This window comes from Limnohabitans sp. 2KL-51 (assembly GCF_003063645.1).
GTDB lineage: Bacteria > Pseudomonadota > Gammaproteobacteria > Burkholderiales > Burkholderiaceae_C > Limnohabitans_A.
This window is the reverse complement of record NZ_NESJ01000026.1, coordinates 1-23,597: the sequence shown is the minus strand read 5'-3', so window position 1 is coordinate 23,597 and position 23,597 is coordinate 1. Positions and strand designations below refer to the sequence as shown.

The 23,597-nt window shown below is 55.4% G+C and carries 23 protein-coding genes; 11 read left to right on the top strand and 12 right to left on the bottom strand.

Features of this window, described 5'->3' with window-relative positions:
• Positions 1-25: 25 nt before the first annotated feature.
• On the top strand, positions 26-1,024 hold the full coding sequence (locus B9Z49_RS19740; RefSeq protein WP_108355168.1) for a tripartite tricarboxylate transporter substrate binding protein: 999 nt from the start codon (positions 26-28) through the stop codon (positions 1,022-1,024).
• A gap of 9 nt (positions 1,025-1,033) precedes the next feature.
• Complete coding sequence (locus tag B9Z49_RS19735; protein WP_108355150.1) at positions 1,034-1,870, top strand: SDR family NAD(P)-dependent oxidoreductase; 837 nt, start codon at positions 1,034-1,036, stop codon at positions 1,868-1,870.
• 447 nt (positions 1,871-2,317) lie between these two features.
• Here B9Z49_RS19735 and B9Z49_RS19730 read toward each other — a convergent pair whose 3' ends face one another.
• The 3 genes from B9Z49_RS19730 to B9Z49_RS19720 are packed head-to-tail and all read right to left on the bottom strand — an operon-like array spanning position 2,318 to position 6,162.
• Positions 2,318-4,678, bottom strand: coding sequence for a DEAD/DEAH box helicase family protein (locus tag B9Z49_RS19730; protein WP_108355167.1), 2,361 nt, complete (start codon positions 4,676-4,678; stop codon positions 2,318-2,320).
• A 27-nt stretch (positions 4,679-4,705) separates the two neighbouring features.
• Positions 4,706-5,566, bottom strand: a complete 861-nt coding sequence (locus B9Z49_RS19725) for a nucleotidyl transferase AbiEii/AbiGii toxin family protein (protein WP_108355149.1) — start codon at positions 5,564-5,566, stop codon at positions 4,706-4,708.
• Positions 5,563-6,162: an AbiEi antitoxin N-terminal domain-containing protein gene (locus B9Z49_RS19720; protein ID WP_108355148.1), complete on the bottom strand. Its 600-nt coding sequence runs from the start codon at positions 6,160-6,162 to the stop codon at positions 5,563-5,565. The genes B9Z49_RS19725 and B9Z49_RS19720 overlap by 4 nt, the downstream gene beginning before the upstream one ends.
• Positions 6,163-6,669: 507 nt before the next feature.
• Here B9Z49_RS19720 and B9Z49_RS19715 point away from each other — a divergent pair.
• The gene (locus B9Z49_RS19715) at positions 6,670-7,101 is read left to right on the top strand and encodes a hypothetical protein (RefSeq protein WP_108355147.1); all 432 of its coding nucleotides are present in this window, start codon (positions 6,670-6,672) and stop codon (positions 7,099-7,101) included.
• 2 nt (positions 7,102-7,103) lie between these two features.
• Here B9Z49_RS19715 and B9Z49_RS19710 read toward each other — a convergent pair whose 3' ends face one another.
• The 6 genes from B9Z49_RS19710 to B9Z49_RS19685 all read right to left on the bottom strand — a co-directional run bounded on the left by B9Z49_RS19710 (position 7,104) and on the right by B9Z49_RS19685 (position 12,009).
• Entirely contained in the window at positions 7,104-7,424 is a 321-nt protein-coding gene (locus tag B9Z49_RS19710) for a DNA-binding protein (protein WP_108355146.1), read from the bottom strand.
• Positions 7,425-7,426: 2 nt separating this feature from the next.
• A complete protein-coding gene (locus tag B9Z49_RS19705; RefSeq protein ID WP_108355145.1) occupies positions 7,427-7,765 on the bottom strand; it encodes a type II toxin-antitoxin system RelE/ParE family toxin in 339 nt (112 codons plus the stop codon).
• Positions 7,766-8,314: 549 nt separating this feature from the next.
• Entirely contained in the window at positions 8,315-8,665 is a 351-nt protein-coding gene (locus B9Z49_RS19700; RefSeq protein WP_146188569.1) for a 5-fold beta-flower protein, read from the bottom strand.
• A 523-nt stretch (positions 8,666-9,188) separates the two neighbouring features.
• On the bottom strand, positions 9,189-10,463 hold the full coding sequence (locus B9Z49_RS19695; RefSeq protein WP_108355143.1) for a TRAP transporter large permease: 1,275 nt from the start codon (positions 10,461-10,463) through the stop codon (positions 9,189-9,191).
• Positions 10,464-10,470: 7 nt separating this feature from the next.
• The gene (locus B9Z49_RS19690; RefSeq protein ID WP_158273553.1) at positions 10,471-10,932 is read right to left on the bottom strand and encodes a TRAP transporter small permease; all 462 of its coding nucleotides are present in this window, start codon (positions 10,930-10,932) and stop codon (positions 10,471-10,473) included.
• A 66-nt stretch (positions 10,933-10,998) separates the two neighbouring features.
• Positions 10,999-12,009, bottom strand: a complete 1,011-nt coding sequence (locus B9Z49_RS19685) for a TRAP transporter substrate-binding protein (protein WP_108355141.1) — start codon at positions 12,007-12,009, stop codon at positions 10,999-11,001.
• A 119-nt stretch (positions 12,010-12,128) separates the two neighbouring features.
• Here B9Z49_RS19685 and B9Z49_RS19680 point away from each other — a divergent pair, with 119 nt between their 5' ends.
• The 4 genes from B9Z49_RS19680 to B9Z49_RS21680 all read left to right on the top strand — a co-directional run bounded on the left by B9Z49_RS19680 (position 12,129) and on the right by B9Z49_RS21680 (position 16,470).
• Positions 12,129-12,842, top strand: coding sequence for a GntR family transcriptional regulator (locus B9Z49_RS19680; protein WP_158273552.1), 714 nt, complete (start codon positions 12,129-12,131; stop codon positions 12,840-12,842).
• Positions 12,839-14,005 (top strand): enolase C-terminal domain-like protein, encoded by a 1,167-nt coding sequence (locus tag B9Z49_RS19675; RefSeq protein ID WP_108355139.1) that lies wholly within the window; start codon positions 12,839-12,841, stop codon positions 14,003-14,005. Before B9Z49_RS19680 ends, B9Z49_RS19675 begins: the two co-directional genes overlap by 4 nt.
• Entirely contained in the window at positions 13,977-14,924 is a 948-nt protein-coding gene (locus B9Z49_RS19670) for an NAD(P)-dependent oxidoreductase (RefSeq protein WP_158273551.1), read from the top strand. The genes B9Z49_RS19675 and B9Z49_RS19670 overlap by 29 nt, the downstream gene beginning before the upstream one ends.
• Before the next feature lie 997 nt (positions 14,925-15,921).
• Positions 15,922-16,470: a hypothetical protein gene (locus tag B9Z49_RS21680; RefSeq protein ID WP_146188568.1), complete on the top strand. Its 549-nt coding sequence runs from the start codon at positions 15,922-15,924 to the stop codon at positions 16,468-16,470.
• Positions 16,471-20,096: 3,626 nt separating this feature from the next.
• On the opposite strand, the gene B9Z49_RS19665 is transcribed toward B9Z49_RS21680, so the two are convergent.
• From B9Z49_RS19665 to B9Z49_RS22425, 3 genes are read right to left on the bottom strand one after another with little or no spacing between them, the layout of a single operon-like run.
• Complete coding sequence (locus tag B9Z49_RS19665) at positions 20,097-21,110, bottom strand: ISL3 family transposase (protein ID WP_108355137.1); 1,014 nt, start codon at positions 21,108-21,110, stop codon at positions 20,097-20,099.
• A 12-nt stretch (positions 21,111-21,122) separates the two neighbouring features.
• Positions 21,123-21,368: a transposase family protein gene (locus B9Z49_RS22585; RefSeq protein ID WP_108355136.1), complete on the bottom strand. Its 246-nt coding sequence runs from the start codon at positions 21,366-21,368 to the stop codon at positions 21,123-21,125.
• 21 nt (positions 21,369-21,389) lie between these two features.
• The gene (locus B9Z49_RS22425; protein ID WP_255418934.1) at positions 21,390-21,518 is read right to left on the bottom strand and encodes a hypothetical protein; all 129 of its coding nucleotides are present in this window, start codon (positions 21,516-21,518) and stop codon (positions 21,390-21,392) included.
• Between the two features lie 60 nt (positions 21,519-21,578).
• Between B9Z49_RS22425 and B9Z49_RS19655 the strand changes: the two genes are divergently transcribed.
• From B9Z49_RS19655 to B9Z49_RS19640, 4 genes are all read left to right on the top strand, one after another.
• Positions 21,579-21,908 carry a type II toxin-antitoxin system PrlF family antitoxin gene (locus tag B9Z49_RS19655; protein WP_108355135.1) on the top strand — a complete coding sequence of 110 codons (330 nt, stop codon included), beginning with the start codon at positions 21,579-21,581 and terminating at the stop codon, positions 21,906-21,908.
• Positions 21,905-22,411, top strand: coding sequence for a type II toxin-antitoxin system YhaV family toxin (locus B9Z49_RS19650; RefSeq protein ID WP_108355134.1), 507 nt, complete (start codon positions 21,905-21,907; stop codon positions 22,409-22,411). The genes B9Z49_RS19655 and B9Z49_RS19650 overlap by 4 nt, the downstream gene beginning before the upstream one ends.
• Positions 22,412-22,871: 460 nt before the next feature.
• On the top strand, positions 22,872-23,270 hold the full coding sequence (locus tag B9Z49_RS19645; RefSeq protein WP_158273550.1) for a helix-turn-helix domain-containing protein: 399 nt from the start codon (positions 22,872-22,874) through the stop codon (positions 23,268-23,270).
• Positions 23,257-23,597, top strand: a 341-nt coding sequence (locus B9Z49_RS19640) for a VIT domain-containing protein (RefSeq protein ID WP_199225122.1), incomplete at its 3' end; no start/stop codon positions are given. The genes B9Z49_RS19645 and B9Z49_RS19640, both read left to right, overlap by 14 nt.

Below are 23,597 nucleotides of genomic sequence, written 5' to 3'. Positions count from 1 at the left end.
GGCCTCACCCTACGAAGGAAGTTTCATGAATACAAAATTCGGATCTAGTCGGCGTGCTGCCCTTGTAAGGGCCATCCTCGTGTGCATGGGCTTGGCTGCCAGCACGGGCGTTCAGGCCCAGCTGACCTACCCCAGCAAGCCGGTGCGCGTAGTCGTGCCGTTTCCGCCAGGAGGTGCCACCGATATCGTAGCGCGTGAGATCAGTGAGCGATTGGGTACAGCGCTGGGCCAGAACTTCATCGTCGAAAACAGGCCGGGTGCAAGCGGCAACATCGGCGTCGAGATGGTCGTGCGTTCGCCTGCCGACGGCTACACCCTGGTGGTGGGAGCACCGCAGACCCTGACGATCAACCCGCAGCTGTTTCGCAACATGAGCTTCTCACCGCAAAAGGATCTCGCGCCCATTGTCGTCGTGGCCTCGGTTCCCAATGTGTTGATCGTCAGCCCCAAACTCGCCGCCAAGACACCTCAGGAGTTGGTCGCGCTTGCTAAGACCCAACCCGGCAAGCTCAATTACGGTTCCTCGAGCTTGGGCGGAACACCCCACCTGTCGGCCGAACTGTTCAAGTCGCTCACCGAAAGCTTCATCGTTCACATCCCCTATCGGGGCAGTGCACCGGCCTTGCAGGACCTGATTGGGGGGCAGATCGACATCATGTTCGATAACCTGCCGGCCGCCTTGCCGCACATCCGGTCCGGTCGGGTGAGGGCCCTGGCCGTGACGACGCTGCAGCGCACGCCGTCAGCGCCAGAACTGCCCACGCTCAATGAATCCGGGGTCAAGGGCTTCGACTCGCAAGGCTGGTTCGCGTTGCTGGCACCTACCGGGACGCCCCAGCCTGTGCTGGAGAAAATCAATGCGGAGGTCAATCGCATTCTGGCCACGCCTGAGTTTCGCGAGCGCCTGAAGAAGGTAGGTGCCGATCCTGTGGGCGGCTCAATCAGCGACTTCCGCGAACGCCTGCGCAGCGAGACCGAACGCTGGGGTAAGGTCATCAAGTTCGCCAATATCACCGCAGAATAGGACTTTGACATGAGCGATAACCTTCACATTGGCCTGTTACCACCCACCGTGCGGGAGGCAGAGCCCTCTCGGGCATGCAGGCGCTTCGTAGGGCGCACAGCTTTGATCACCGCCGCCGCGCGGGGCATTGGATTTGCCACGGCCGTGCGACTCGCGGCTGAAGGTGCCCATGTCTGGATTACCGACCTCGACGAAAAGGCACTTGCCGAGGCCACGCAAGCTGCCCAAGCGGTCGGTCTGCAGCTGAACACCATGCGCATGGACTCGACCGACGCCTCCGATGTCGACCGCAGCATATCGACAATCCTCCAGAGAGTGGGAGCGATCGACATCCTCGTCAACAATGCGGGCGGCTCCTTGCACACGCCGTACCGATTTCTTGACGAGGATGAAACGCATTGGCAGCGCGTGATGGATCTGAACGTGATGGGTGCAGTGCGCGCTTGCCGCGCGGTACTTCCATCGATGGCCGCCGGACAAAACGGCCGGATCATCAACTTCGGCTCCAAGGCCGGGCGCTTTGGCAGCCTGATCGCCGGCCCTAACTACGCTGCGGCCAAGGGTGCGGTCAGCGCCCTGACGCGCCAACTGGCTCAAGAATTCGGCCCCCAGGGCATCACCGTCAACTGCATCTGCCCCGGGGTGGTGATGACTGAGCGCACTCGTGGACTGTGGGCTGAACGCCGCAGCGCCGAGGAACGCGAACGCATCCTGCAAGAGATTCCCCTGCGCCGATATGCGGAGGTGGAAGACGTCGCCGCAGCAGTGGCGTTCTTTGCCAGCACCGATGCATCCTTCATCACCGGCGTGACGCTTGACCTCAATGGTGGTCAGGGTATGGCCTGAGCGCACTACCTCAGTATGTAAACAATCAACTGTTTGCGAAATTGAGGGAGATTTCAACCAAAGAGAATGATTCATCGGCACGTAACCCATTGATTTGTATATGGGTGACAGGAGTACCTTGCTGACTTCGGCCTGCACTGGTTGGGTCGGTTCGGAGAGAGAATGTGCAAACAGAGAGAAAAGTTGCCGGTTGCTGGCAGAAATGGGGTCAACTTCAACTTCAGTTTGGTTTCGGCTGTCAATGCACCTTAATGAACGTCACCGGACTGCAAACCCATGATTTCCTAATGAAAAAGGGCGTTTACTGGATGCCAGTAAACGCCCTTGGATTTGCATATGGTGGCGGACGGTTGACCATGTGCCGATTGACTTCCCGAGCTGATGAGCACAGGCGCGGGCTGCTGCGGGTCAACGCGAAACTCCCAGCGGCCATGGGAGAATTCGTCGTTATTCCGGAGATCCACCGGCCCCGATCCTGTATCCCATCGCCCGGTAGCCGCGCTGGCGCTTGTCCCACATCCGTAGCAGCGCCGGATGGCCGGTGTCCACGAAATCGATGATCCGAACGTCGGTCTTTCCGGCGTGCTCGCGATGCAGGCGCCCGGCGTACTGCTGCAACGTCCCCCTCCAGGACACCGGCATCGCGAGCACCAGGGTGTCGAGCGGTGGATGGTCGAAGCCTTCGCCAACCAGCTTGCCGGTTGAAAGGAGAACACGCGGCGCATCGGGCGCCAGGGCATCCAGACCTGACACGAGCTGCGCTCGCTGCTTTCGAGACATGCGACCGTGCAAGACAAAGGGCGGCGGCGTGAGGCTAGCCAGTTCCGCCCTGATAGCCTCGAGGTGCTCCGTCCGTTCCGTCAGGACCAGAACCTTGCGTCCCTGCGCGACGGCATCGCGTACCTCGGCGGCGACGGCTGCTGTTCGGGCGGGGTCGTTGGCGAGGTGCCGGAAGACGTCCTGGATGCCAGCCTCCTGCGGCAGGTCGATCTGGGCATGGCGCGAGTGCGGCACCACCTCCAGATCGTGCGGCGCCCCGGCCGGCGTGGCCGCCGTGTGACGAATCGGCCCGCACTGCATGAAGATGATCGGCTGCTGCCCGTCGCGGCGGATCGGTGTGGCCGTGAGGCCCAGTACGAACTTCGCCTTGGTCCGCTTGAGGATCGCGTCGAAGGAGACTGCGCCGACGTGGTGACACTCGTCGACGATCACCTGCCCATAGTCCTCGACCAGCGGATTCACCTCGCCCTGGCGGGACAGGGATTGCATCACGGCGATATCGATCTTGCCAGTGGGTTTGGCCTTGCCGCCGCCGATGGTGCCGACAACGCCCTTGGCGACCCCTAGAAAGGCTTGCAGGCGCTCCTGCCATTGCTTGAGCAACTCCGTGCGATGCACCAGCACCAGGGTATTAACGCCCCGTCGGGCAATCATCGCGGCGGCGGTGACCGTCTTGCCGAAGGCAGTTGGCGCGCACAGCACGCCAGCATCGTGGGGGAGCAGTCCGGCAACTGCGGCTTCCTGATCGAGGCGCAGACTGCCGACAAAAGACACGTCCAGTGGTTGCCCGCCCAAACGTTCATCTCGCAGATCACAGGCAATGCCGTTTTCACGCAGCAGGGACATTGCGGCATCGAGGCACCCGCGCGGCAGGGCGATGTGCTGGGGGTAGCTCTCGGCGCAGCCGATAACGCGCGGCTTGTCCCACACCGACATCCGCATCGCCTGGGCCTTGTAGAACTCGGGGTTCTGGAAAGCCGCCAACCGGATGAGGCGATTAGCCAATGCCTGGGGCAACTGAGCCTTCTCGAAATAGACAAGATTGGCCAGCGTGACCGTCAGTGACTTCGGCATCGGACCGGCCAGCTTCTTGGCCAATGTGCTCTCGCGCTTCCAGGGTGTGGCCAGGTCCTCGTCGTCGATGAAGGTGACGTCCAGCGGATGGACGCCACCTGTAGCCCGGAGAATGGTCGGCTCGATGTCGTGCGCGGCCATCGGCTGGATGGACGCAATAAACGCCCATTGGTCCGAATACGGCCGAAAATCGGCATCGACGAACACACTGAAACCATGTTCCCTCGGGCCCTTCTGCAGCGGCAGGGCAATCAGGTTTCCGAACCCGCCTTTGGGCATGGTGTCCTGATTTGGAAACAGCCGGTCATAGGATCCCAGCTTCAGTTGCCGAGTGCGCGAGCAGGTAAGACTGATGATGGCAGTGCCAAGACGCCGGGCATCACGGGCCGAAACGCGTCCAGCAAAGAACGCCCAGACGTGAGCTCCCTTACCGGAGCGCGAAATCTCCAACGCGGCCGGCACGCCGAGCGCCTCGCAAGATTGCATGAACGCCCGTGCGTCCTCTCTCCATTCCGCTTCGTCGAAGTCGACCGCGAGGAAATAGCAGCTGTCGTCTTCCAGCAGCGGATACACGCCGACCGTGTGTTCACCAGCAAGATGGTCATAGATCACCACATCGGACAGCGGGATCAGCACACGATTGCCGCAGTCCCCACACTTGATGCGCGGCTTCTCGCACACGCCGGCTCGCCATTCATTTGCGCAGGCCGGCGAATAACCTGACTTGCCCGAGGTCTTGGCCTCCCAGCGGATCGGGTAGACATCGGTGCGCCCGCGGAACAGGCGACGGAATAGTGAAACTTTTTCGGCAGTGGACAGCCGAGATGATTCTGGCTCACGAACCTCGTGGTTCTTAGGCTGTGACGCCTGCCAATAAATCCCGTGCGATTCGAGCAAGGCGATCAGGCGGTCATTTTCCGCTCGGAGCCTTGCAACTTCGGACGCGCCGTCCATTGAATCCCCGACTGATCGCATGGTGCCTCACCCGCGAGGTGTCTCTTGAAAAGGAAACATCAAGGCTGTTCGCAGATCTTGCACAGTCTTTTCCAGAGACGCGGCCGTCAGTTGATTGCGATTAACGAAGGCTGCCCATTGCATGAGCTTCTGGCGATCGCTCGAAAACTGCTCAGTCAGGCCAATCGGTAAAGCTGAAGGCTTTCTTGTACCGCGGCGATTCAGCGTGGCCTCGACCGCCTGCACAAGAATGTCCTGGTCTAATTCGGTATCTCGCAGAATGACCCACAAGTCGAAGTAATCCTTCATCCGACTGTTGGCCATGCCCAGGGAGATGATGGCCTCCAGCTTCTCGGCCACCACCGTGTACCGTGGATAGACCCGTAAGGTGGGTGCTGGCATGTCATCGAACATCACCGGGTAACGCGCTGACTCCGGCGCAGGGGTGACAGCATCTCCGTAACCGACATCGATCTGCACGGGGCAACGCGCCCCATCAATCGTGCCGATCAACGTCAATCTGATCCCCGCGTAGTTGGCCTCTTTTCGGATTTCGTCCGCACGTATCGATGCCGCATCAAATGCCATGCCGTCGTCGACCTCAATCGCGCAGATCCCTTCAAAGGCGGCGACAAGGAGAGGAATTTCCGCCAGTCCAAATCCCAGCAGATCGATATCCCGGGTTGGGCGTAACGGCACGTCGTACCACAGGTCAAAAAGCAGTGCGCCCTTCAGCAGAAAATTGTCCCGCTCAGGCGAGACGCTCAGCCGATACAGCAATCGCTCCAAACCGTAGCGGGTGAGCAGTAACTGAAAGTCCACACCATCGGCCCGCGCCTTGTTGAGCAGTCGCGCACGCACGGAAGCGCCTTGATTGCGCTTCGTCATGCCAGGCTCTCCAGGTACGGGCGCATGACGTTGGCCACCCGGCAAAGCTGGGCCGACTCCCACAGCTCATCCATGGTGACCTTTTTCTGGCGCCAGGCATCCCTGAGTGCCTCGAGCGCGATGTCCAGTCCGATCTTGTTGCGGAACTTGAAGCAGTCGGCTACGGTCTTGGCGACCGAGGTCACAGGAATACGCACGACACCGTCGAGCGATATGGTCTCGACCTGCAGGCCCGGATCAGAAAACCGAACGATGCGAAGCGGGGGATAGCTCCCCTGAGGTGCCCTGGCGTTGGGTGTGATCGCCACCCAGACTTCGTGCGGAGCCTGCGTGGTCAGCCCATGGATCTGGAGCGCAGTCAGCAGACAAAACACCATGTGGGGGTGTTTGATCGCCAGCTGTGCCAGCTGATCATGCTCGTTCAGCGCTCTGTCTGGGGCGGCATAGAGGCCCCGACTGATCCTGACGAGGGCGCCACTGCGCAGAAGTTGCTGGAGCGTGTCACCTGCGACGCCGATCCGGGCGAGCTCATGGGCGCGAACCATCCCCTTTTCCTGAAGAAGTTCCTGTGCTTGGTTTGAACGCGTTGAGACCATCCCGACATAATATGGAAATGTCGGTGGTTGTCAACAAGTACGTGCTTTATTGAATTGTCCGTGTGAACTGATGCCGGCTTGCCTAGCGCGAACAGGAGCGCCCCGAAGGGTCGGGTTCGGGATGTCTCGTGAGTCGCCTACAGAGGCCGCCTTCATCCGCAATCGACCGTCCGACAGCACTTCACTGCGCTGGGGTGACTGCCTTCGCATAATAGAAGCGGCCACTGTACCGATTCGACTTGCCGCCACAAACCAAGCGAATTCGCTTGCCTGCAAATCTCTTGAGCGCGCCTTTTTGATTCAGTGGCACATCAACAAGGCAGCTGTTACCACTCCCGTAAAGCAGGTAGTCCCTGACGTCGGCCGTAAAGGAAGGTCTGCACAACAGCCGCTGATATGACTGCTGACGCATGGCTGGCAGCAGCTGACCTGTGATCTGCTACCGGGGGCCATTGGCGCGGAGTTGCAAGAGATCGAGGCGGCAGCGTAAGACCCAAACTCCAGACCCTGGGCGCCCCCGTCGCTCGAGAGCGCCAGGACGCTGGCCGGATCAAGCTCTCGACCTTCATCCCGTTGAAGATTCGCAGACGGGGCGCCAGCAAGGTGGTGGTACGGCCCGACGGCCAGCCAGCGGCACCAGGCAGGGCAAGCACCCCGATCGACCAACCCCTGCTGGTGGCGTTGACGCGGGCCTTCTACTGGCAGCAGTTGCTCGGCGATGGCGTGGTCGCCAGCGGCAGCGAGATCGCGAAGCGTGAAGGTCTGCATCACTCGACGGTCAACGAACTGCTCCGATTGACGCTGCTCGAGCCTGCCATCATCCAAGCCATCCTGGCCGGGCAGCAGCCCCGGTGCATGAGTCTGCTGTGGTTTCAGCGGAACCCGTTGCCGACGGACTGGGTGGCGCAGCGGGCGGTGGTCACGGGGTTTGATGTCTGAAATCAGGCCATCACGATCTGGGTGTGGACCTCGACCTTGAGGGCGCGCTTGATGGCCGCAAACACAGCCGAGATGTTGCTCATGGTCGGGTTGCCCGATTTCGACAGCATTCGGTGCAGGCTCTTGGCAGGTTTGTGAATTTCCTCGGCCAGCGCCTCGAAGCCGACCGTGGCGTTCACCAGGTCTCGCAGGATCACCTTCGCTGATTCCGGTTCGCCATTGACAAACAGGGTGATGGCCTCGTCCAGAAGCGCCTGCGCAAAGGCCGGATCGTTCTGAACGCGCGCGGCCACGGTCTCTTTGAAATCGCGAGTCAGTGCCATATTCACTTTCCTTGTCTGGTTGATGCCTTGCGGCGCTTGTAGTCTTCCCACAGCGCGACCGCTTGGTCGATGTCTTTCTGCTGGCGCTTCTTGTTGCCGCCGCCGATCAGGATGATGATCTTCAGACCGTCCTTGGCCAGGTAGATGCGCAAGCCCGGTCCCCAATCGATCTTGTATTCCCCGATACCGCGAAACCACTCGACGTTGGACAGGTTGCCCTGTTCCATCCGGCTGACGGCTACACGCACCTTGGCGGCGGCAACGGCCTCCAGCGACCCGAACCACTTCGCGAAGGGGCTGTCGCCCTCGATCAGCAGGAGTTCTTTGATCTGGTAGTTCATGGGCCGAATGGTAACGTATAAGTCACCATTTCACCAGTTTCGAACTTTCGATGTCGACCGGTGCCCTTGGTTGACAGCGAACTGGCGCGCGTAAGACGTTGATTTCGCTGGGACACCCGCTGCGCCTACCCGCAGGGCAAACGGAGAACAGAGACGGCAATGTCCGATAAAGTGGCCGATTTCGGGCGTTTCGGCGGGCGGCCACCCGCAGCACTGCCCCGCGCTTCCCTGGGGAAAAGCCAAAAGAAAAGGGCCCGGAGACTATCCGAGCCCTTGTGAATGGTGGGCTGGGGGGATTTGAAGGTATTACTTTAAAAGCATTTCCGCCCCAATTTCCGCCCCGTGCTTGACGACAACCACCACGCGAGGGAATTTTCCGGCCCTCCCCCTGTAAAAATCTCCCCCGCGAGGCACTTTTTCCCCTCCGGCCACGTTTTGATCAAGGAGGAGGTTTCAGTTTGACCAGTGCGTGCCCCATTAACGGTCTGGTTCCAGCACGATCGGCACTACCCTCTGAAGCCAGTCAAATCGTCTTCGGCGTGATCATTTTCAATGCAGGAAGAAGAAAAATAGCGCCGCATGGCGGCCCGAAACGCCCGAAACACGGCCCATGAGGTTGCCACTGGCGCTGCGCACGTCGCTGCCTTCGATACGACCCAACAAGCGGCCGCTGGAGTCGCGGACATCCTGCCCGTCAAACCGGCCGAGGAGCGAGCCGCTGGCGTTTCGTATGTCGGAACCATCAAGGCGCAGGTAGAGGCGGCCGCTGGCGTCACGCACCTCGTCGCCATTTAGGCGGTAGAGCAGGTTGCCGCTCGAGTTGCGCACCTCGTTGCCAGAGATGCGGCCAATGAGCGAGCCGCTAGAGCTGCGCACGTCCTGAGCTTGTAGTGAAGCCACAGGAGCAAGCGCGAGCAGCAGAAGAATAAGGAATTTGTTCATACTCAAATTTTAGGCTCCGAGGCCGGTTTGGTGAGGAGTGCCAATTTCAGACTGACTCAGACTGACCAGTGCGTGCCCAATGAACGGTCTGGTCGCAGCGCGATCGGCACCGCCCCCTCAAGTTGGTCAAAGAGTGGACGGCGGGAACATGAAGCCACCAAATGCGGCTGAGGCCGCGCTGCTACCAATCTTTCCACCGGGCAAGAAAGAAGGCGGTTTTTGTTACCGCAGATCATTTTGGGGATGCTCTCAACAAATGTTGCTGCCACTATTCGGCCAACGCGCCCTGCTGGCAACGGGAAATGAACTGACCCCAGGGCTTGAGTCTTTTTAATTTGTCATCTTTGAGACCTGCGTGTGGTGGCACACGGGTCATTGGTTTTTACCGCGTTTGCAGGTGTGGTGTCTGTTTTTTTGCGCGTATATGCCGAGGGTCTGGGCACACAACCCGTAACTGCACCTATCCCAAGTGAGATCGACTTCAGGTTTTCAGGTACTGCGGCAACCATGTCGACAACTGCGGCACATAAGTGAGCAGCGCCAACGCCCCAATCAAGGCAATGATGAATGGGCCGATTTCCTTGACGATTAAGCCCAGGTGGGTTTTGGAGACCGAACTGGCCACAAACATCAAAACACCGACAGGTGGGGTGATTTGTCCAATCACCAGATTCACCAGCAACACGATGCCAAAGTGAAGCAGATTGATTTGAAGTTCTGTCAAAAGAGGAATCAGGATGGGCACCAAAATGATCATGATGGCCAGCGTTTCCATGAACATGCCTGCCACCAGCAAGGCCACATTCAGAATCAGCAAAATGACCCAAGGCTCTCTGGAGATGGCTGTGAGCAATTCCGCCACTTGCTGCGGTGCTTGTTCGATGCCCAGAATCCATCCGAAGGGAGCGGCACCCGCAGCGATCACCAAAATGGCTGCCGTTTCACGGCCCGTGGTCAGCAAAATTGCAGGCAAGCCTTTCCAGTTTAACGTGCGGTAAACATACAAGCCTACGATCAGCGAATACGCGCAAGCCACTGCTGCAATTTCTGTGGCCGTGAAGACGCCCATGCGAAAACCCACCAATATAAGAATAGGCATCGCCAGAGCCCACAAGGCCTCTTTGAATGCGTACCATAGCTTTTCGCCGCTGAAAGCCGCATCTTTCGGAAACCCACGTCGATGGGCTGTCACACCAATGACCAGCATCATGGCGAGCGCCATGATGACGCCCGGAATCAGTCCCGCAATGAACAAGTCTCCGAGTGAAACGTTGGCCTGCCATGCATAAATCACCATCAATATGGAAGGCGGAATGATGGGCCCCAGAGTGGCTGCCGCAGCGCACACCGCAGCTGCAAATCCTTGGCCGTAACCAGCCTGGGTCAGTTGCGGCACAAAAACACGGGATGTTGCTGCGCAGTCAGCGACTGACGATCCAGATATGCCCGACAGAAAAACATTGCCCACAATGGCTGTCTGCGCCAAACCACCGCGAATGTGCCCTACAAACGCTCTGGTGAAATTGAACAACCGCTCGCTGATGCCAGATTCGTTCATTAAGGCGCCGGCCAAAGTGAACAAGGGCACGGCCAGCAATGGAAAAGACTGCACACTGGTGGCCACGCGTTGCGCTACCACAGACACCGGTATGCCCTCGAGCCCTATGACCAGCATCGATGCACCTAGCATTGCAAAGCCAATAGGCACACCAAACAAAAGAAGCCCGACAAATACACAAAGCAGCAAAGTTAGCATGGCGTTTTCAGACTGGAGCCGTATCGATCACGGTCTCCGTTGCGTTTTGAAAGACCCGCTCCGGCCCTTCCTCCATCAGGATCATGATGCCGTGAAAAAGCGTCAAGGCGAAACCAACGGGCATGGCCAGAAAAATCCATCCCATTGAAAACCCAAGCATGGGTGTTTTGCTGGTCCACACGCCTGCTGTGTGGGTATACCCGGCATAAACAGCGGCGCACATGATGACAAGCCCAGCCAAGCAGGCAATGCAACCCATGAACCTTCGGCCCCTGTTTGACAATCGCATGATCACGACATCAATTCGGATATGCATACGTGAACGCAAGGCAGAAGGCACACCCAGCATGACCGACCACACGAACAGGGTGATCACAAACTCTTCTGCCCAAGTCAGCGGGTTGTTAAACACATACCGAAGCACCACGCCAAGACCCAAGAGGATGGCGATCGTGGCCATCATGGCCATGATCAACAGGTCTTCAAGCCTTGCAAGACGCCTGTCGAGCAATCGCAAAAATGACATGGTCGGGTTTTATTTGGCGCTTCGCATGCGATCAATTTCTGTACGGACACGCTTCCAGTTTTCTGTTCCCCAGCGGGATTCCAGACGGACATAGACCGGTACCATTTTGGCAGCAAAAGCATCACGGTCCGGGTTGTCAATGATTCGGGTCTTTCCAGACTTCCGAATGTCTTCAAGCATCGATACTTCTCGAGCTTGCTGCATTTCCGAATTTTTAGCCGATGCGGCAGCGGCTTCATCAATCAACAGTTTTTGCAATTCAGGCTTGAGCTTTTCCATGCTGCTTTTGTTGATCAATATTGTGTTGTTCTGCAGCATGTGGCGACTCATGGAAAGCACGCCCTGCACCTCGTAAAACTTGCGTGAAAAAATAGTGGGGATCGGATTTTCCTGTCCATCAACCGTTTTTTGCTGCAGTGCTGTGTACACCTCGCCAAATGGAATGGGGGTGGGTGCCGCACCGAATCCGCGCACCATTTCTACCCAAATCGGGGACTCAGGGACGCGAACTTTCAAACCCGCCATGTCTTCTGGTTTGCGCACCTCTTTGGTTCCAAAGGTGAAATTGCGCCACCCCCAGTACCAGATCTTGGTGAGCGGCACAATGTTGTGCTTGTCTTTTAATTCAGTCCAGATGGGCTCCATCGCCGGACCGCGAATGACAGTCTCCGCTTCTTTCCAGTCTTTCCAGAGGAACGGTGCGCTGGGCATTTCAAATGCCGGCACCATTGAGTTGAGTGTTGGCATGGAAGGAGACGAGATGTCCAATGCGCCTGACTTCAATTGCTGCAGCAGATCAACTTCTTTGCCCAGTTGTTCAGACGGAAAAACACGCACAGTCAACTGACCGCCCGATTTTTTCGTCACGTTGTCTGCAAATTCCTTATAGAGATCATGGGCGACTTCGCCCGGACTGTTTGCGTGTCCAAACCGCAAAACAGTTTGTGCCGCAACACCCGTGGCTAAAAAGGCTGCTAACAAGGCCGTAACCATTGCCGGTAATGAGCGTGTCAATCGCATATCAACTCCTATTGCAAAGAATTCATAGTCCTATATCCTATAGACCTATACAAGCTAGTGATTTCCCTAGGGTTAGCATCCTTTGCAAGCCTCAGTGGGTACAAATGGTTGCGTCAAACATGGCTTTAAAACAGCTCATTGCACGGGTCGCTCTGCCGGATCAGATTTACGAAATTTTGCGCGAGCGAATTTTCGATCGTTTGTTGGCGCCTGACGAAAAATTGAACATCGAGGCCTTGTCCCGTGAGCTGCAGGTTAGTGCAACGCCGGTGCGCGAGGCACTGGGCCGGTTATCGGCTGAAGGCTTGGTCAAAATTGCCCCCTACGTCGGGGCCAAGGTGGCGCCCATGCCCAGCCCTGACTATTACCGGCAAATTTACGAGTTGCGCTTGGTGCTCGAACCCTGGGCTGCTGCAGAGGCAGCTAAACACAAAGATCCCGCAGCACTGGCTGAAATGTCTCAGGCCTTGCAGGCAATGGAGGCCACCGAGCTGGCTAAACGATACCGCCGATTCAAAACTTTCAGCGATGCAGATGAGGCCTTTCACAGGGCCATTTTCAAGGGTGCATGCAATGAACCGGCGCTCAAGACCTTCATGGATCTGAACACACACCTGCACCTTGCACGCCTGTATATCGATCGCAACCATTTCACTGAAGAAGCGCGTCAATTTCACATCAGCATTTTTGACTCAATCCAAGCCGGTCAGCATCAGTTGGCTTACCGGCAAATGCACGACCATCTGGAGCGCTCAAAGTTAAGACTACTTGGTGAATCCGAAACTATTAGCCCGAAAACTCTAGCAAAAAAACCCAGGAGAAGACCCGTATGAGCCGCATCAAATCTATCGAAATCGTTGATTTTGAGTTTGACTCTCCCAACAAGGAGCGCACCGGCGTTGGCCAGTTGATCACCTACAAAAAAGGGGCTTCGATTCGTGCCACAAAAAATGCCATCGCCATCACCACCGATGATGGCCTGCGCGGTGAGTACGTTACCAATTGGGTCGCCAGCCCTGCAACCCGTGGCGAAATGGACATGTTGGCGCCTTTCATGATTGGTCGCAACGCTTTGGCACGAGAAGAAATCTACGACGATCTGAAACGGGAAATAAGGCAGTGGTCAGGTATGGGACATGGTCCGTTGGACATCGCGCTTTGGGACTTGGCAGGTAAAAAATACAACGCGTCCATCTCGGAGTTGCTGGGCGGTTACCGCGACCGGCTGCCGGTTTATGCATCCACTTATTTGGGCGATGACAAGGCCGGTCTCAACTGCAAAGAAGCCTATGCTGACTTTGCCCAAGAGTGCTATGCCTTGGGCTTTCGGGCTTACAAAATTCATGGCTGGAATGATGGCGACGCCCGCAAAGAAGCAGAAAACGTGCTTCATGTAGCTCAGGCGGTCGGCGACCGCATGACCTTGATGCTCGATCCCGCCAACCAGCTTCGCAAATTCTCAGATGCTCTGTATGTGGGTCGGGCTTGCGATGAAGGCAATTATTTCTGGTACGAAGACCCGATGCGCGACAACGGCAAGTCAGCTTTCATGCATCAAAAGCTCAGAGGCATGATCAAAACGCCCCTTCTGATCACCGAGTATGTCCGTGGCATTGAGCCCAAGGCAGATTTTGTGCTGGCGGGCGGAACCGATTTTTTACGCGTCGATCCCGAATACGACCATGGCATTACGGGTGGCTTGCGAATCGCACATCTGGGCGAGGCCTTGGGGCTGGACGTTGAAGTCCACGCATGCGGTCCGGCGCACAGGCACCTGATGTCAGCCATGCGCAACAGCAATTATTACGAGTTGGCGCTGGTAGGCCCTGACTGTCCCAACATGGTGGCTCCCGTCTACACCTGCGGCTACACCGACCAACTCGACTGCGTTGGTAGCGATGGTTGCGTTCAGGTACCTTCAGGCCCTGGGCTGGGTGTCACTTATGACTGGCGTTTTATCCGGAAAAATGCAACTGCAAGCCGAATCTATGACTGACACGACTTCTCAATTACCCAAAATTGGCTACATGGGCGTAGGCTTCATGGGGCATGGCGCCGCCAAGAACATCCTTGAAAAAGGTTACGCTCTGACCGTGCTCGGCCATCAAAACCGCGAACCGGTTGAAGATTTACTCAGCCGTGGCGCCCAAGAGGCCCATTCGCCGGCAGAACTGGCCTCGAACTGTGACATGGTGTTCATGTGCTTGCCCTCTAGCCGTCATGTTGAGCAAGCTGTATTCGGTGCGTCCGGTATTCTTTCTGTGGCTCGGCCAGGCTTTGTTTTGATCGACTCGACAACATCCGAACCCGACTCCACACGACAGATAGGAGCAGCACTGCGAGAAAAAGGGGCTGATATGGTTGACGCGCCCTTTGGCCGAACCCCCAAGGAGGCGGAACTGGGCACCCTGAGCACTTTTGTAGGTGGCGAGCCTGCGACTGTGCAGCGCGTCATGCCTGTGATCCGGACTTATGCCACCACCCTGATAGAAACCGGAACGCTTGGCAGTGGCCACACCATCAAGCTCGTGAATAATTTCCTCGCTTTGGCCACCAGTGCCGTCGTTGGAGAGGCGCTGTCAACAGCGTTGCGACTCGGCTTGGACATGCGGGTATTGAAAGATGTCGTCGATAGCTCAGGCGGTAACAGCGTGATGTTCCAACGCTTTATGCAGTGGACGCTGAATGGCGATGACTCAGACTTCAAAGCAATGATGAGCATCGCTGTTAAGGACTTGCAGTACTACCGAAAAATTGCAGCGCATGATGGCGGCATCACCAATTTGGCTGATGCTGCCGCTCAGGTTTACCAACTTGCAAATCATCTAGGCCATGAAAAACAATTCATGCCCGTCTTATCCACTGTTTTGGCTAATTTGGTAGACGGTAAAGACAGGCCCTTGCCTGATCGCTGATGCGTTGTCATGCCAAGGGCCTGCATTGACACCGATTCACAGAGCCCTTGAAGCGCTGTTTGATCATCTTGTAATCGCTGCCTTTGGCCGCTCTGGGCAGTTTGCGGCGGTGGCGAGCGAGGATGTGGTGAGGTGGGCAGCTGCACCCTCGTTGTTGCGTCCAGCGTCAATTTTCACCCGGTTACGAGGCTGTACGGAGTTTTGTAAAAAGAGGCAGCGATCAGTCCTTGGACATCCGGCCTTCGAACTGACTGATAAAACGGGTCAATGCGGCTTGTTGACGCCGATGACGATTTGATCAGGGGACGCCGATTTCAGTTTGCCCAGTGCTTGCCCAGTTAACGGCCTGGAGACAGCTCGATCGTCACTTTCTCCACAAGTTTGTCAAATCTTGGTCGGCGGGAACATGAAGCCACCAAATGCGGCTAAGGCCGCGCTGCTGCCAATCTTTCCACCGGGCAAGAAAGAAGGCGGTTTTTGTTGCCGCAGATCATTTTGGGGATGCATTCAACAATGCAATCACCAAGCCCCAGGCGGGCCGAAGGATTGAATCCTTGAAACACCTTTCAACCAATCCGTAGTCACTGAGCCGGACACCTTCGCCAACAAAACGATTGCGCCAACCAAGCGCCACCAGCCACAAAGTGCTGCGATATTGAAAAGGAGGCACGGGGAGGATTTGAGCTTGCTCAAAGACGTAGGGCCGACGCACACGGGAACCCAAGCACTGACACTGTGGGCAACTTGAGCGCAGCAGACAAAAGGAAGGAGGTGCGGGGAGGTCTTGAACAGCCAAGTGGCTGCACCAAGACCGTAGCACCGACGACCGTAGAGGCTAGGAAGCGGTAAATGTTGGCGGCCATGCGTGGACAAAGCGGCAAGGCAACCGGTCCTAGCAACTCAGCCCGGCAAAGCACTTGGGTAGGGCTGCAACAAGTTTTGGGCGTCCCGAGATCTGGGCCATCACCAGTGGTGATGTGGCGCTTTGGTTTCTCCGATGCGTAAAGCCACGGCCAAGCCTACGAAACAAGCCACCAAGGCGCGCAAAGACTCCAACCGACCGCTGCTGACCAAACACCGCAAAACGGCTCAAATCGCGTTTAAAGCCATCCTTCTCTGCATCTGGCTGGGCTGCTTAATTTTTAAGCAACCAACCAAAAGGCTTTGTGGGCGTTGTTTTGGTGTATTGATGGCATGGAGTTATCCACTGAATCTGTGGATGGTTTTCCTGGATAGCGCGTTGACCCGTCACCCAAAAGTGTATTCGCGAAGGCAGGCAGCAATTGGTTTGATAGTCAACGACAAATCCTGCTACCTGAATGCTTTGAAGAGGACACCGCTTCAATCCATGGTACGTGTAGAGAGATTGGTCGTTGAATCACCGAGATTGATCTTGGCCGTCCCACTCCCCTTTCCCATCCACATGCCGCTAAGGCGGCGTTGCCATCCTCAATTTCAACGGGCAAGGAAAATGGATTTTTTAAGCTGCCATCCATTTTTTTACCGCGCTTTTTCCACTGCACCCGTCACCCAAAGTTGTAGCTGAAATCCTTGCCCCAGGCGGGCCGAAGGATCGAGCGCTGAGAAACACTTTTCGACCGATCCGTAGTCACTGAGCCGGAGAACGTCATCAACAAGTCGCTGCAACTGACCTCAAGCGTCAAACAGACGAAAGGAGGAAGGCACGGGGAGGATTCGCGCTAGCGAAGACGTAGGGCCGACGACTGCATCTGCCAAAAGCGGTGAATAGCTGGCGCCAAGACAGCATCTGTTCTGTTCAATTTGCAGCTGGAATGCGATGGTAAATCCATGGTTGGCGGATGCAAACACGCCCTAGGCGGGCCGAAGACCTGTTTCTCGAAAACCCCTGAGAGAAATCCTTGCTGGCAGATGCTTTTGACGGGCACCGGCAAATGCTTCGTCCATGTGAAACGGGATTTATCGGTCAACCAACAGGTCGTAGTCACTGAGCCGGGAAAAGACTGCTTCGTTAGCGTATAGCGGCCTGAACAATTTAAGGCGTAGGATTTTTTCAGGCGTATCGGGGGGATGGGAGCGAGCGACTATCACCACGGTAGGACTGAGAAAATAGCCTGCACCCTGAGAGAAATCCCGGGTTTCAAACGAGTCTTACAGCGAGAGAAAACCCGGCTGGCAGATGGATTCGATGGGACATCGAAGACTTCGTCCATGTGAAGCGGGTTTTATCGGGCAACAATTCGTGAAACGGGATTTATCGCTGAACATCAGGCCGCGGGGTAAGTGCCATCAGATGAAAGGCGAAGGCGTGGGGTTTGCTGCTTGATTTCATCAGGATCCAGCAAGGCCCATGACTGAGCCGTCCCCAACAATGTGGTTGATGTCCACCAATGGCGCAACCGATGAAGATCGGCCTTAAAACGCCGTTAAATTGGGTTTACCGGATCGGGAATACATCTAAGCTTGCGAGGAATCCAACAAACGAAGGTGGGCAAAACCATACGACATTGCGGCTAAGGCCGCGCAGGCAGACGTTTTTCCACCGGGCAAGAAAAAAGATGGGTTTTGAAGCTGCCGTTCATTTTGGAGCGTGGCTGATCCCATGCTCCAGGCGGGCCGAAGGATTGAACCTTTGAAATACCTTTCAACCAATCCGTAGTCACTGAGCCGGAGAGTGACAGATGAGTTAAGCGGGGTGGGTTATTCAGGCCGTCGTATGAGTTCAAGCGGCGAGGAGCTTCGACCTCTTGGTCGAAATCATCGGCGATTGGACGAATAGGCCGAAACAGCTTCATGACCATCCACGCGTGCATAGCGGCCGACCAAGTTAAGGCGTTAGATTTTTTCAGACGCATCTCGGAAATTGGGAGCGGTCAGCGAGTAATTTACGCGGTGGGGCTGAGAAAATAGCCTGGCCCAGAGAGAGAAATCCCGGGGTGCAAACGAATTTGACAGCTCTGCTGGCAAATGTGTTGTTCATGTGAATCGGGATTTATCGGCCAACATCAGGCCGCGGGACAGTGCCCTAGGCGGGCCGAAGACCTGAAACGACAACCGAGAGAAAACCCGGCATTCAGATGGACTCAGCGGGGAGAGAAAGCCCGGCTTGCAGATGCGTTTGACGGGTACCGGCAAATGCTTCGTCCATGTGAAGCGGGATTTATCGGGCAACATTTAGTGAAGCGGGTTTTATCGGGCAACCATCAGGTCGTAGTCACCGAGCCGGGAAATAGCTGCAACATTAAGTGACAGATGAAAAAAGGGCGAAACCACGAATGCGTCAGGTACATGCGCCATGCAACCGGTGAAAGGCGAAGGCGTGGAGATTGCTTCTTAATTTAATCAGCATCTAGCAAGATCCATGACTGAGCCGTCCCCAAAACAACTGGCAGATGAAAGAGAGCAACCATGAAAAAACAGTCTTGCGAGCGCCCAGCAACATGCGCCAGATGGAACAAGGGCCAGTCCAATAAGCGGCAGCCGGGGAATCAGAGACAGATGAAACACAGGCTCGTCCCTGTGAGTCAGCTGCGCCACAAACATGCGTCAGATGAAAGGCGAAGGAGAGATAAGTGCCCAGGCTAGGTACGAGCCTCAGCACTTAGCTTGGGAGAGAGACGCCAACTCCCAGATGTGTTCGGAGTGAAACGACGAATCCATCGTTCATGTGAGTTGCGGATCTCGTCCACCACACGAGCCGTCACCTAAAAATGTAGGCCGCAGGCCGCAACTGTTGGAGCGAGCGCAGCGAGCGTGACCACTTCAAACGTTGTTGCGAAAAATGCGGAAAAACATGGGTTTTGTGAGCAATTTAATTCAGTGGGTTTTGGGGTGGTTGGCGTGCTTTATTTGCAGGAAAGCTGGCAGGCCACTTGGCCGGCTATGGTGATCTTGGGGATGGGGAAACGAGTTTGGGCCCATAGAGGGTCGTTACGTCCTTATGGTGGGGCATCAGGGGTCCTTAGGTTTTTAAATTGAAGATTTTTCACTGTGAGACTCTCCTAAAACTTCTAGGCCTTTTTTGCCGGTGAGACTCTCCTAAAGAGCCTACCCCACTTTCCATGTCTCCGAGCCCAACCCTAGCTCCTGGAATCCGCCACCGTTAAACCCTAAACCCGCCCTTGCCCGATCCTTTTTTCTGGCTGCCAGGAGAACTCCGTCCGTTGGCCATGGCCACCCTTCGTAACCCGTGAATTTGTGCAAATTTTAATTTGTGCAAAATAATTTAATTTGTACAAACTTTATTTTGTGCAAATTAATCGGCACTACTCTCTAAGCCGGCTTAATCTGAGTTAGCGGGCAATGCATTCTGGCCTAAGCCATTCCAAAAAAATTTAGGCCGCAGGCCGCAACTGTTGGAGCGAGCGCAGCGAGCATGACCCCTTCAAACGTTGTTGCGCAAGATGCGAAAAAGCATGAGTTTTGTGTTTAATTTAATTCGGGGTATTTTCGGAGTTAACTGACTTTCTTTGCGGGTCGCCAAGAGGCCTCTAGAAGATTATGGCCATGCTTCATGGGCGAGAAACGAGCTCAGCCCCCTCATGGGGTCGTTAGCGGCCTTTGGGGAGCTATATGGGGTCAGAGGGTTTTGAAATTGAAGATTTTTCACCTCGAGCCTCCGATAAAACTTCTAGGCCTTTTTTTGCCTTGAGCCTCCGATAAAGGGCCGGCCCTGCCCTCCCCGCTTCCAGACCCTTGCCAAAGCACCGCTCGCAGTCTCCCCTAAACCCCAAACCTGTCCTTGGTCGATCCTTTTTTGGACAGCGAAGACACCCCTGCTGCTGGCTATAGCTACCCTCTTCCAGCATTGGAATTGTCGACAATTTTAATTGTCGAAAAATAATTAAATAATCGACTATTTTAATTGTTGAAAATTAATTGCAGTCCTCTTTCTTTGTATTTTCCCGACGCCTAAAGATAATACTTAAATATTAAATAAATAACCTAAGCCTAGAAAGCAAAAAGCCCCCCAGATGGCTTTCTGAAGGGCCTTCACGGCTTCACTGATATCGCTAAATGTTGACTCTGATGGAGATTTGATCAGGGACGCCGATTTCAATTTGACCAGTGCGTGACCATCGAACCGACTGGTCAGATCTCGATCCGCATTGCCCTTTCAAGCCAAACCAAGCGGAATCGGCGGTAACAAAAGTTGGGTTTCCGGATTTTCCGGTGGATTTATGAATTAACGAATCAAAACTTTCCAGAGTCGATTTCAGCCTCAAGGGTGGATAGGTCAGTTCCAAGGTTTACTTGTTTGGTCTGATTTCTGGTCTCGAACTCATCGGCCACCATGTCAATGAAACTCATCATCATTCGCACCATTTGAATATCTTCAAACTTTGGCTTCTTTCTGATTTTGACCTTCTCCTGAACCGCAATCCGCTTTTGCAGCCTGTCGGTAAACAGCACCTTGGCCCGCAGTCGATCAAACGTGTACCCACGCCCATTGCGATAGACCCGTCTGATTTTTGCGTTGAAACTCTCCGTGAATGCATTGGTGATCCTCAAATCATCGAAGTAATTCAGGATGTACGGCTGCCAGTTTCTGAATGCCGTCTTGACCGGTCTGAACGCCTTAGCCAGCTCGGGCGGTATGGTGCTCTCCCAATGCAGGTATTCACCCCAAGCCTCTTCTTTGGTTTGCACCTCGTAGATCGCATACAGTCGTTCTTTGAGGTCGTAGGCGCTGGCCAGCAGCGGAAAGCTGTTGAGCCAACCCGAGACGGTAAGGTACTGCGAATCATCCAGATCCGCCTTGCGTTTGGCGAAAAGCTTATGCGAACGTTTAAGGCCCAAGGCATGCTTCTTGTCGGTCTTGGCAAGATTGCGTCGCACCGCTTCCAATGCGGCATTGGCTTTACTCACCACATGAAACTTGTCCACCACGATTCTGGCTTGTGGGAGTTCCTTGCTGACGGCAATCCGGTACGGTCGCCACATGTCCATGGCCAGGTGCGTGATCTTGGCCTTGTCAGGCAATGAACGCAGGAAGGATTCGATGGAAGTGCCGTACCGGTCAGGAAGCATATCGACTAGAGACTTCCCATGGACATTGGTAAAGACTGCCCTAAACCGGCCCAGCTTGATCTCATCAATGCCCAGCCAGACAGGGGTATCGCGTTTGAACTCTTGTTCAAGTTCAGCCACATACGCATCAAACACATTGCGGACAGTTTTTTCGTTAACGCCAACCTGCTTGGCCACCTCTGCATAGGTCTACTCAAGGGATTGCCGTCCGACCCATTTGACCAGGCGCTCGGTCATCTGGCGGATGGTGTCAATCTCGGGCACCGTGGCCGTAAATGTCTGATCGCATGGTTTGCATCGCAGGCGCGGCACATTCAGGTGAATGGCGACACTCTTACCGTGGGAGGGGATATCCTGAATAAACAATTCCTTGAGCGCATGCCTGACAGTCTCATGGGACCGCCCGCAGTGCGGGCAAAGCCTAGAGATGACCATCGGCTCAGCCTGGACGTGGTACTAGGTATCGGTCTCTTTGAAGTCCAACACACTCAGGCCTGGCAGGTTCAGGATGTTGACGGGCATGTAATATTTCTCTAGCAATACCGAAATTTTAGCCTCGTGCACCAGATGGTAATGCAGTTGCATTGACAAGACAAGGCGATTGCATTACCATGCTTGCTAACATCCATTTAAACGGAGTGCGCTATGGCTGCTACCCTTGAAGTTGAATCCACCTTGACCGACCGCTACCAGACAACAGTGCCGGAAACAGTTCGCCGGGCCCTGAGGTTGGGCAAGCGAGACAAGATTCACTACATGATCCGTCCCGACGGCGAGGTCGTACTCTCCCGTGCGGAAACTACCGAGAAAGACGATCCAATACTCGGTCAGTTCTTGCACTTTCTATCCCGCGACATTGCCAAACACCCAGAACGGATTCAGGCCATCGACACCAGACTCGTACAACGTATCCACTCGCTGGTAGACGGCATCGAAATCGATCTCAATGCTGCCCTGTCGGCAGACGATGAATGAGCGGAGGGAAGCATATTCCTTTGGTGGTCAATGGTTGGACAGTCTTCGCACACCCACTATTTCTCGACGAGTTTGAAGCGCTCACTCGGCAGGTAGAGGCGTTGAAGCACAAAGACCCGGTCGGATTCACAAAGAAAAATGTCGCCAAACGACTAGCAGCGATTGCCAAGCTGGCGTTTGAGGTGATCCCACAAGATCCGGCGCGAGCTGAATACCGGCAAGGCAACACGCTGGGCGACGACCACAAACATTGGTTTCGTGCCAAGTTCTTCCAGCAATACCGGCTGTTCTTCCGCTATCACGCGCCTAGCAAAGTAATCATTTTGGCGTGGGTGAACGATGAGGGCACCAAACGCGCTTACGAGAGCAGTGGCGATGCCTATCGTGTATTTCGCAAGATGCTGGAAAGTGGGCATCCTCCGGACGATTGGAATCAACTACTGGCCGAGGCACGTACTAATAGCGACTGGCTACACATACCAGCGGTGCTTGACCTTGACTAGGAAGTGGGTTTTGCTGGTAACAAAAAGCGTGGCAATTTGGCACCATGAGGCACCAAGCGAATGAAATTTCACCCAAAATCTAAAGTCAACTTTGCCGCGATAGCGGGGGCTCGCGAACGGCGGGATTCAGGCAGGAAAGATTGCCTTTGCAGCAAGTGCAAGCGCTTCCAGCCCTGTGTTGACATTCCTCGGGCGGGTCAAGGTCCTGCCATCCACCGGAAAATCCGGAGAGTAGAAATGACGGCAACCCTTTGTTAGTGATCACCATCCACCAGTTAATCCGGATGCCCCAAAAGTTCTGCCCAGTTCTGTCGCCAACTGATCTCCAGGGCTAGGCAGTTCACAGATGGTTTGGTTTGATCTGCCCAGACGAAAGTTGTTTGACTTTGTCTCAGCCAACAAGGACCTTGGCATCTTAAATGACAGTTTTTATTTCACAGTTTTACTGTATGATAAAAACATGGACACCACTTTCACCTTGGACCAAATCAGCGCACTGACGGATTTGCCTCTGCGCACGATTCGTTACTACATCCAGCTTGGCTTGGTTGACCGGCATGAAGGCGATCGCAAACACGCGCGTTACACCCAAAAGCACCTGGATCAAGTGCTGCAGGTTCGGGCTATGGCAGACCAAGGCACTTCGCTCGAGCGCATCAAGCAACTGATCCACGGCATCACCACGCCCCCGCCCCCGCCTAAAGCGGCAGGTGACATCTCTGTCATCAGCAAGGTGTTCATTGCCCCAGGCTTTGAGCTTCACCTCGAGCCGCAAGCCGCGGGTCTGTCGCCAGAAAAACTCCGTCTATTTGTCCGCTCCGTCCTCTCTACTTGGGAAGAAATCAATGCCAGCGAATAACAAGCAAACCGGTTTGCACGCCCAAGATACGGAAGCCAACATCGGCCTGGTCTCGGCCCATGTGACTGGGCGCCTAAATGGCTTGGTGGCCCAAATCAAGGTTCGCCAGGTCTACAAAAACTGGTCCGATGACAACGTCGAATGCGTCTACACCTTCCCTCTGGGATGGCAAAGCGTGCTGTTGGGCATGCGTGTTGAGTTGAACGGCAAAAGCCTGACCGGTACCGTCAAGCCCAAGAAAGTGGCCGAGGCGCAATACGAAGAGGCCATCAGCAGCGGTGACTTGCCGGTCATGCTGGAGCGGTCTGGCAAAGACCTGTACACAGC